Consider the following 10365-nt stretch of genomic DNA (forward strand, 5'->3'; position numbering starts at 1 on the left):
CAGCAAGCTTATCTAAAGCACAATTTTAAATTACCTGATGCACTTAAATGGCGGCAAATAGCTCGTTACTGAATGCCAGCTTGCAACAATAAAAACAGTTAATACATATAACCAGAAAGAATATAAAATCAGATTTTCAAATTTATTAAATATATTAAATTAGTTCTACCACAGCAGCATTGCCCCCCAAAACTAAAAATAACTTATCCCACACAGGACTACTTTTTATGAAATATGTTACTCGTACCGTACTGACCAGCGCCATTTTGTTGGCCCTGTCTGTCCAGGCACAGGCAAATACCATCAGCATTTATGGTCGTGCTCATTTATCGTTAGATCATCTGGAGAATAGCATTGACAGTGGCACTAATGTGTCGAGCAACTCAAGCCGACTGGGTTTTCGAACCAGCACTAAACTGGATAATGGTTTGGAAGCTTTTGTACAGCTGGAGCAAACCATTCGATTTGATGAAGGCAGTGGCCAGTTTGCTGATCGCGATTCTTTTGTTGGTCTGCGTGGTGATTTTGGTTCAGTAAAACTGGGGCAGTTTGATACCCCCTTAAAAATTATTCGTGGCAAAGTTGACCAGTTTGGAGATCGCATTGGCGATATCCGGAACCTGACCCGCATCAACACCGGCGGCAGCAATATCGGCAACGTGTTTGATGAGCGTTTTAAAAACGGTATTGCTTATGAGAGTAACAAGTTTAATAACATCAGCTGGGCCTATCATTACACGCCACACAATACTACAGGCTCAACGGTGGACAATATCCGTGAATCTTACAGTACATCCTTAACCTATGAAGTAAAAGGCCTGTATCTGGCCGCCGCTTACGAAAGCTTTGAAGGCATCGATGGCGATGATCCTAAAGCCCTGCGTCTGGGTGCATTTTATGACATTAACGATAAAGTACGCTTAACCGCGCTGTTCCAGCAAGCCAGTGATATTCCTGGCGGTGATCGCCATGTCTATGGTGTCGGTGCCAGCTACCGGCTGGATCAATATGTTTTACGTGGTCAGGTTTATCAGGTTAGCGATAATGACAGCCCGAATAGCGGCGCAACTCTGGCGGTAATTGGTATTGACCGTAATCTAGCCAGAGGGCTAACACTGTATGCGGCACTGGGTATCACCTCTAATGATGACGCTGGCCGCTACTCAGTGTCTGGTGGTGGCCGTGGTACGGCTGTGCCAGCCATTACCGGTGAAGATAACAGTGGCTTGTCTCTGGGTATAGTGTACAGCTTTTAATACCTGCATAAGACCAAACTATGCCGGATACAGTGGAAACAACAGTGGCACCAAAAATACACTGACCAGTAAAACCAGCAAGGTAAAGGGTGTGCCTATGCGCACAAAGTCGATAAATTTGTACTTACCCGGTTGCAGCACCAACGTATTAATCGGCGATGACACCGGCGTCATAAAGGCGGCAGATGCCGCCAATGCCACCATCATGGCAAAGGGATAAGGCGATGCGCCCAGCATATTCGCCAACGACACCGCCACCGGAGCCATTAACACCGCGGTGGCCGTATTGGATATAAAAGAACCGGTTATTGCGGTCAGCACAAAAAGGGCGGCTAACAGCGCGTAGTCGCCCTGCTCACCAAGTAAGTAAATTAAGCTGCTTACGGCCAAATCAATGCCGCCGGTTTGCTGCAATGCCAGCGCAAAGGGCAACATACCGACAATCAAAATTAAGCTGGGCCAATGAATGGCCTGATAGGCACTGGTTAAATTAATACAGCGCAAAGCGCCCATCAACAAACAGGTGATCAGCGCAGCAATCACATTAGGCACTACACCGCTTACCATCAGCACTATCATCAGTGCCAGACAAAAAATCGCATGAGGCGCTTTGCTGGCCGCAGGTGTCACTTCATCCACTTCTGCCGGCAGGCTCAGCACCAAAAAGTCGCGGCTTTGCTGTTGCAGGTTATGAATATCCCGCCAGTTACCGGCCACCAGTAATTTATCGGCGGCCTGCAGTTTTTCATCTACCAACACCCCCAACAGGGCCTCACCGCGCCGCCGCAACCCCACCACATTTAGCTTGTATTGGCTTCGAAACGCCAGTTGTTGAATGGTTTTACCCGGCAGCGACGACTCCGGCGGAAAGGCCACCTCAGCCAGCCCTAACTCATGGGCATGTAGCGAGTAGTAAGAATGGGACAGGGGTTGCGGCTCTAAACCAAGTTGCTGACAGCGTTGCAGCAAGTCTTGCCCGGGGTAAATCAGGTCCACCAACAGTGTATCGCCGGGCTCTACCAGCGTATTGCCGGTTGCATTAAGCAACAAGGTACGAAGTTTTTGTTGTCGCTCTACCGCCACCACATTAATGCCATAGTCTTTGCGCAGCGCCAGTTCATTTAGCTGCTGGCTCAATAGCGGCGAGTGGGCTAATACCTTCATTCGCAACTCACGCTCTTTTAGCTGGTAATTTTCTGCCAGAGCGCTCAGGGTCAGCCGTGGTGCGCCACTTTGCCCCGGCGCTAACTGCGGTTTTAACCAGCGCTGCGCCAGCAACATATAGCCCACCCCCAGCACCAGCACCACCAGGCCAATGGGGGTAAAACTAAAAAAGTGAAATCCATCGAGGTCCTGGCGTTGCAACTCACTGTTTACCACCATATTGGGCGGGGTAGCCACCAGCGTTTGCATGCCGCTGATTAAAGCGGCAAAGGCCAACGGCATCATCAGCCGGCCAGGAGCAATGTTCATTCTGGCGCAAATGCTTAATACCACCGGAATAAAAATGGCGACCACGCCGGTTGAGCTCATAATGGAACCCAGCAAGGCTACCGACAGCATCAGTAATACCAGTAATTTGGCTTCACTGTTGCCGGACACCCGCACCAGCCAATCGCCTAAACGGTAGACAATACCGGTACGTACCAAGCCATCACCCACCACAAAGAGCGCCGCGATAAGAATAACCGCAGGTTCACTGAAGCCTGCCAGCGTTTGTTGTACGCTCAGCACCCCGGTCAGCGGGAACACCACCAATACGATTAGTGCGACCACATCGGTACGGGGTTTATTGGCAGCAAAACAGCCCATACAAAGCAGCAGCATTGCCAGCACCAGCAGCAGCTCTGTATTCATTGGGGGCTCCTGTTATCACATCACGATACAATGCGCCCGATAGTAAACCAAAAACCGTTTCAGATCTGTGCGCTTTAAATGCCTTCGCCCAAAAACACCTTAGAGTAGCGCGGCTGGATCCAGGCCGTATCGCCTTGCGCCAGCGCCAGTTGCTTAAATTGCTCTTTCGGCAGTTCTATCTGGATCAGTTGCTGCTCAGTATCCGTCAGGACTTCTAAGCGGGCTACAGGGCCGACGATAGTCACTAAATCCAGTGTTACCTTCAGGCTGTCGGCGAGCGGCGCGTTAAACACATCAATTTCATGAGGCCGCACATAGGCAAAACCGTCCTGCTCCTCGCCATTGGTGTGCTCAGGCGACGCCAGTTGCACGTCGCCTATGGTGGTTTTGCCCTGTTTAACCCTGGCATGGAATAAATTCACATTGCCTAAAAACTCATAAACAAAGGGGTTAGCCGGGTTGTCGTAAACCTGCTCGGGGGTGCCGTCTTGCTCAATACGGCCTTTGTTCATGACGACGATGCGATCAGCCACTTCCAGCGCTTCTTCCTGATCGTGCGTGACAAAGACGCTGGTCACATGAATTTCATCGTGTAACCGGCGCAGCCAGCGGCGCAGCTCGGCCCGTACTTTGGCATCCAGCGCACCAAAGGGCTCGTCCAGTAATAATACTTTAGGCTCTACCGCCAGGGCCCGGGCCAGTGCAATACGCTGGCGCTGGCCACCGGATAACTGCGACGGATAACGATCGGCTGTCCAGTCCAGTTGCACCAGCTCCAGTAAGCGATGCACTTTTTTGGCAATCTCGGCTTTATGCGGTCGGAATTTTCTCGGTTTTACGGTCAGGCCATAGGCGACGTTTTCAAATACCGTCATATGCTTAAACAGCGCATAGTGCTGAAACACAAAGCCGACACCCCGCTCGCTAACATGCTGGCCGGTGATGTTTTCACTGTTAAAGTGAATCAGCCCGCTATCTGGGTGCTCCAGGCCAGCGATGATCCTGAGTAAGGTGGTTTTGCCCGAGCCAGAAGGCCCCAGCAGCGCCGTCAGCTCTCCGGTTTTAATGTCAAGATTCACATTGTCCACCGCCACAAAGTCGCCAAAGCGCTTATTAATGCCTTCAATCCGGATACTCATCAGCCCCTCTGCTCTTTTATCTGCGCTAGCCGGTAACACCGCTAATCTACTGCCATCATAGCCAGCCTTTTTAAGAATTAAAAATACTGATATCGACTAATTTGATTACTTTATGATATATGAGATGACAGTCATGCCAAGTGCTGACAAACGTTGCCTCTGCTGGTACCTTATAGCTCATCACTGCTCGTGACTATTAAGGACGCCCTATGCTGACGCTGCTCGCCCGGATATTAAAAGTATTGAATTCAGAAGCCTCTCCCTGGCAAATAGGTTGGGCCATTGCCCTTGGCCTGTTAGCGGGCTTGCTGCCTTTTGGTTTACTCAGCCTGCTGGTGCTACTGGTGGTGTGCCTGTTTACCATTAATTTATCTGCTTTTTTACTGGTCTGGGGCCTGTGCAGTGGCCTGATGTTTATCTTTGGTGATGCCTTAGAAGCCCTTACCTGGCAACTGGCGCAACAACCGGCCTTGCTTAATCTGTTGGCCAATACCGAAACGCTGCAATTATTACACTTACACCACACGCAAGTTCTGGGCGCCTTTGTGCTGGGGACCTTGCTGCTGTGGCCGGTAGCCTGGCTCAGCCAGCAACTGGTGCGTCAATACCGCACTAAAGTGATGAGCAAGGTGCAACAGTTCAAACTGGTGCAAATGCTCAAAGCCAGCAAGCTGGTGCAGCTGTACGAAAAATTAAATTAAGGAGCGGCAGATGATTCGTAAATCGGGTTGGTTAATCTTTATCTCACTCACTGCCGCCATACTAGCGTTAGTCTACTTACTGGCCGGCAGCCTTATTCGCGCCGGCATGGTGTTCAGCCTTGAAAAAACCATGGGTGCCGAAGTCAACATCGACAAGGTATCACTGTCATTGGCGCCATTGGCGCTGACGATCCGCGAGCTGCAAGTCACTGACAAAGCGAACCCCAGCCATAACAGTGTCAGCTTTAGCCAGGCAAACGCCGCCTTAGAGCTGTGGCCAGCGCTGCTGGGCTATTACGTGATCAATGATCTAACGGTGGAAGGCCTGGCCTTTGGCACTGAACGCCGCCGTCAGGGTAAGGTATATCGCGGGGACCTGGCCGATGAGGGCGATAAAATTGATCTGGCCGCCATGTTGCAGCTGGATTTACCCGATGCAGAGCAGTTAATCGCCCGGGTCAACCTGCAAACCCTGGCTAAGGGTGAAGCGCTGGCAGCACAAGCTAAAAGCCAGCAACAACAGCTACAACAATTACGCTCACAACTGCCCGATCAGGCCCGGCTGCAGGAGCTGCAACAACAGATTAGCGAGCTGACCAGCAGCCGTATTGCTAACCCGGCCGATTTAGCCGCCAAAGCGCAACAACTAAGCCAGCTGCAAGACAGTGTCCGCACTGAGCGCGATACATTACGGGCGGTGCAGCAACAATTACAACTTAGCCGCCAGCAGTTACAACAGGCTGTCACCGAGCTGCGCGATGCCAGCGCAGCCGACTGGCAACAGTTACAACAACTGGCCAACCTCAGTGACGGTGGCCTGGCACCGTTAAGCCAGATTTTATTAGGCGATGTCTGGGGCCAGCGCATTGCCCAGCTGGAAAGCCTGTATTTATTGGCAAAACCCTATTTACCACAAGATTTCAGCCTAAGCAGTAGCGAGCAGGCCGAGCCAGGCCCGGTACTGGCTAACCGCATTTTACCACTGCCACGCCAGCCTTATCCAAATGTCTGGATTAAACAGGCGCAGGTTCACTTACTGCTTGGTGGCGGCACTGCCAGCCTGGCCATGCACGATCTCACCACCCAGCACCAGCTGATAGACGCCGCCAGCCGCTTTTCGCTGGACGTGCAGCAGTTACCCCGCTTAGCGGCTTTTAAGCTACAGGGTGATTTTGCCATTTTAGAGCAGATGGTCACTAACCTGAGCTGGCAACTGGATGGCTGGCAGCTGCAAAGCATGGATATTGGCCGTGGTGATACCCTGCTCACGCTGGCCGCCGGCCAGCTGAACTCTACCGGCTCACTTAAGCTGATTAATAACCAGATAAATCAACAAGCGCAGCTGGTATTGCAACAAGCACAGTTTGCAGACAGCCCTAATCGCTATATGCAACAACTGGCCGGGCTGTTAAATGGCCAAAGGCAAATTCCGCTGTCGTTAGCGGCCAGCGGTCTGGTCAGCAGCCCGGATGTCAGTGTGCGTTCATCCCTCGATAGCCTGATAGGCGATGCATTAATGGGTGAAGCCAAAGCCAAAGTCGCCGCCTTACAAACAGATTTACGCAGTCAGCTTGATCAAAGACTGCAAAGTCAGCTGGGCAACCAGAGCGACTGGCTGAGCCTATTAGAGCAACAAGACACTGAAGCGGCATCGCTACAAGACAGCATTGAGCAAATGCTCAATGCCAAAATGGGCAATGCCAAAGAAGAAGCCAAAGACCGGCTTCTCGACCGGCTACGCCCACGGCTGGGCGGCGGCTAAGCGTCACCAGGCCATGTTGCTAAAAACTTAAAGCCGCCTCAGTTGATATAAGCACATTCTAACCTAAACTGAATAAAGGCTTTTAACTAATCAGTATGTTGGATGATATGCGTTTTTGTTTAGTATTAGTTATATCGCTGCTATGCCTTTTACCTCGCGCTTCGTCTGAAGAGAAGATAGCGCTATATCTGTTTACAGAAGAATATCCACCCTGGAACTTTAGTCTGGAGGGAAAGGTATCAGGCCTTAACACTGAGCTTATTCAGCTGGCATTGACCAAACTTAACTATCAGGGACACTTTGAAATCATACCTTGGGGTCGGGCGCAGCTTTTTACCCAAACCCAGTCAAATACCTGCTTTTATTCGGCGGTTAGAACACCTGAGCGTGAAGCCTTATATCAATGGGTGGGACCTTTAAGCCATGAATATGTGCAATTGTTTAGTACAGATCCGAATCACCCGCAATATTCGCACTTTTTTGAAGCAAGTAAGCTAAGAATTGGCGGGCAAACCGCCGATGCTTTCACCGACTATGGTGTAGCACAAGGCTTAAAAATTGAGCGTATAGCAGAGATCCCAGTAAACCTGGCCATGCTGCAACTAAATCGCATTGATCTTTGGCTGGCCGGATCCATTGGTGGCCCCTATATTGCCTCTTTGAATGACATGCGCATTTACCCTGTTGCCACCAGTGAAAAAGCCTTTGAACTATGGTTGGCCTGTAATGCTGACATGTCGCCAGATATCATTCAGAAAATGAACACTGTGCTGGAAAATATTCGGGTAATACTTTGATGCTGTTATCTCCTACAACTCTATATATGGCAGATCGTCAAAACTTAGCTCCCTGGTTACTGAAGTTTGTCATTCTCAGTGTGAGTTATGGCGTATCGGGCTACGTTGGTATTGAGCTGGCCAATTTATCTTATGGTATCAGCCTTATCTGGCCACCTATTGGCATTGCGGTAGCCCTGTTGCTGCGATGGGGTGTGCGACTTTGGCCTGCGGTTGCTCTTGGTGGCTTTGTTTTGCAGATGCTGGCTTCAGATTTTACTGTCATTCAATCGCTCATTCTGTCTTTTAGCAGTGCTTTGATTATCACGGCTCACTGTTACTTGTTAACACGGATGAAATTTGACCCGCGATTAGAACAGATAGCTGACATGTTGCGTTTCGTTGCAATAGCCATTGTTCTTTGCTCCGCCTTACTTGCATTATGGGGTGTCACATTTTTAGCACTGATTGGTATTGTGCCCACCACAGACATTTTTACTGCATGGTGGAATTGGTTTTTGGGTGACATTACCGGAGTGCTGATATTCGGTATCGCGTTATTAGTGCATAACACAAAAAAACTCACCGCGTTATTTGCACCGGAAAATTTGCTGGTATTTGTGCTGTTGTTAGTCATTGGTGCTGAGGTATTAGTATTTGATCAAACCGGCATCGCCATAACCATGACACTTATGCCAATGGTGTGTTTATTATGGATTGCCATGCGCACCAATCTGACTGTCACCTCCTGGGTTGTCGTGAGTTTCTCAGCGGTTGCCGTGTTCAGTGTCTACAACGCCTCAGGTATTTTTGCCAATATCAGTAACCCCACACTGGGGACCTGGTTTTATATCACCAGCATGGGGCTGGCATCGTTAATCATTTCTGTCAGTGCCGAACAAAACAGATTAAAAGCGGAGTTGATGCAGTTTGCCATTTCTGCCACACAAACCGGTATCTGGGACTACCGACTGGCCGATGACATGCTATATACCAATGCACACCTCATGCAAAGCCTCGGCTATGAACAGAAGGAGCAACGCTATCCCCTGAGTTACCTGAAAAACCTGGTGCATGCTGATGACATTGAGGCGTTAACCAAGACAGTGCAGCGTTATTTGCAGGGCGAGACCCAGAATTTAAAACTGGTGGTCAGGATGCGGCACCAAACTGCAGGCTGGCGTTTTATGCAGTGCGAAGGCGCGGCTACGGAAGTAGATTTGTCATCGAAACCGGTTCGCCTGGGGGGCACACTGGTAGATATAACTGAAAATATCCAGCTACAGCAGCAGCTTCACGCAATGGCTATGGCTGATGAATTGACGGGCATTTCCAACAGACGGGCTTTTATGCAGCAACTTGAGCAAAGTTGGCAGTTTTATCTTCGGGATAACAGACTAAACCTATTTGTCATGCTGCTTGATCTGGATTTTTTTAAGCATGTTAATGATCAATACGGACATGAAACCGGCGATAGGGTTTTGCAAAAATTTAGTCAGTTAATTAACTCGCAATTGCGGGCTACTGATTTTTTTGCACGTTTAGGTGGCGAAGAATTTGTCATTCTGGCAAATGTCAACGCTGAGCAGGATTGCCTGAGTCTGGCTGAAAAATTGCGCCAGTCAGTGGCCAGTTACCAGTTTGACAACATGGACAGCCAGCCATTTCACATTAGCGTAAGCATCGGCGTTGCTAGGTTTGATGAAGAACAGTCATGCGCAAAAGATGTTCTAAAACAAGCTGATAAAGCACTATATCAAGCGAAGTCTCTTGGTCGGGATCAGGTAGTGCTTTGGCATAAATAAGGTAATCTTCGCTAAAAAAGCCGCTTAACGCGGCTTTTTTATTACAGCACTGACTTATTCTTCATCGTCTTCGTCAAAGTCGCCTTCGCCGTCTTCACCTTCAAAATAGGTACCCCAGCCGTCGTATTCAACTTTGTGCTTTTGCGCCAGCTCACTCAGACGTACCGCATCGATGACAATGGCATCGACATCCAGCGATTGCTCGCGAATGGCATCAAATACCCAGGCGCTGCCGCCATCTTCAAACTCCACTTCTTCCGCGTCGGTCACTTCATAGCCCAGTTTAAACAGCTCTACCGCCAGCTTTTCTAACTGGTTAAAGTCTTTGTCGTAAAAGTGATGCTCTATGGTATAAAGCGCATCCGGATCGCTGCCATCTTCTAATAAGGCGGCGATGGTATCTTCGGTAAATTCTTGCCAGTTTTCCATGCTATTACTCTTTTGCTGTGCTGTTTGGCGCAGTGTAGTCGTTGCCGAGCTCGGCATCAAGCTTCAGTAAGTGTTTGCTTCATGGGCACTAGATTCGATAATCTTTACCCATCAGATTTAGCACTCCAATAAGGCGCAAGCTTACTTCATCTAAAGCCACAATTTGTTTAACACAACCTGTTTTAATTGCTTCTTGCGGCATGCCGAAAATAAGTGAACTGGCTTCATCCTGTGCCATAGTAAAGCCGCCTTGCTCGGCAATGCTGCGAATGCCTACGGCGCCATCCTTACCCATACCAGTCAGAATAACGGCCAATGCATTAGCGCCTACCGCCTCAGCCACAGATTGAAACATCACATCAACGGAGGGTTTATGGCCAGATACCCGGGGGCCATCAGTTAATTCAATCCGGTAATCTGCACCACTTCGCACTACGGTTAAGTGTTTGTCTCCTGGCGCTAAATAAGCATGCCCAGGTACAATACGCTCCCCCCCTTGCGCCTCCAGCACCATGATTCTGCAAAGCCCATCAAGCCGTTTGGCAAAGCTAGTGGTAAACCCCGGAGGCATATGTTGGGTAATGACAATACCCGGGCTATCAACCGGCATTTCAGTTAGCACAGCCTTAATGGCTTCAGT

Annotated in this window: 9 protein-coding genes; 5 read left to right on the top strand and 4 right to left on the bottom strand. The window is 49.5% G+C overall.

Features of this window, described 5'->3' with window-relative positions; translation table 11 throughout:
• Positions 1-227: 227 nt before the first annotated feature.
• Complete coding sequence (locus V7D78_RS14600; RefSeq protein WP_333609191.1) at positions 228-1256, top strand: porin; 1029 nt, start codon at positions 228-230, stop codon at positions 1254-1256.
• An 18-nt stretch (positions 1257-1274) separates the two neighbouring features.
• On the opposite strand, the gene V7D78_RS14605 is transcribed toward V7D78_RS14600, so the two are convergent.
• Together V7D78_RS14605 and V7D78_RS14610 are read right to left on the bottom strand one after the other, a co-directional pair.
• The gene (locus V7D78_RS14605) at positions 1275-3113 is read right to left on the bottom strand and encodes an SLC13 family permease (protein ID WP_333609192.1); all 1839 of its coding nucleotides are present in this window, start codon (positions 3111-3113) and stop codon (positions 1275-1277) included.
• A 74-nt stretch (positions 3114-3187) separates the two neighbouring features.
• Positions 3188-4252: a sulfate/molybdate ABC transporter ATP-binding protein gene (locus tag V7D78_RS14610; protein ID WP_333609193.1), complete on the bottom strand. Its 1065-nt coding sequence runs from the start codon at positions 4250-4252 to the stop codon at positions 3188-3190.
• A 209-nt stretch (positions 4253-4461) separates the two neighbouring features.
• On the opposite strand from V7D78_RS14610, the gene V7D78_RS14615 reads away from it, so the two are divergent.
• The 4 genes from V7D78_RS14615 to V7D78_RS14630 all read left to right on the top strand — a co-directional run bounded on the left by V7D78_RS14615 (position 4462) and on the right by V7D78_RS14630 (position 9296).
• On the top strand, positions 4462-4953 hold the full coding sequence (locus V7D78_RS14615; RefSeq protein WP_333609194.1) for a TIGR03546 family protein: 492 nt from the start codon (positions 4462-4464) through the stop codon (positions 4951-4953).
• 10 nt (positions 4954-4963) lie between these two features.
• Positions 4964-6715 carry a TIGR03545 family protein gene (locus V7D78_RS14620; protein ID WP_333609195.1) on the top strand — a complete coding sequence of 584 codons (1752 nt, stop codon included), beginning with the start codon at positions 4964-4966 and terminating at the stop codon, positions 6713-6715.
• Positions 6716-6822: 107 nt separating this feature from the next.
• Positions 6823-7512 carry a substrate-binding periplasmic protein gene (locus V7D78_RS14625; RefSeq protein ID WP_333609196.1) on the top strand — a complete coding sequence of 230 codons (690 nt, stop codon included), beginning with the start codon at positions 6823-6825 and terminating at the stop codon, positions 7510-7512.
• A gap of 26 nt (positions 7513-7538) precedes the next feature.
• Entirely contained in the window at positions 7539-9296 is a 1758-nt protein-coding gene (locus tag V7D78_RS14630; protein ID WP_333609197.1) for a sensor domain-containing diguanylate cyclase, read from the top strand.
• Between the two features lie 54 nt (positions 9297-9350).
• Here the strand turns inward: V7D78_RS14630 and rraB are convergent, their stop codons facing one another.
• Both rraB and V7D78_RS14640 read right to left on the bottom strand, forming a co-directional pair.
• Positions 9351-9725 (bottom strand): ribonuclease E inhibitor RraB, encoded by a 375-nt coding sequence (gene rraB / locus V7D78_RS14635; RefSeq protein ID WP_333609198.1) that lies wholly within the window; start codon positions 9723-9725, stop codon positions 9351-9353.
• A gap of 88 nt (positions 9726-9813) precedes the next feature.
• Positions 9814-10365 (bottom strand): chemotaxis protein CheB (locus V7D78_RS14640; RefSeq protein WP_333609199.1); only part of this gene is annotated, 552 nt, incomplete at its 5' end.

The organism is Arsukibacterium sp. (assembly GCF_036735525.1).
Classification (GTDB): Bacteria; Pseudomonadota; Gammaproteobacteria; order Enterobacterales; family Alteromonadaceae; genus Alishewanella.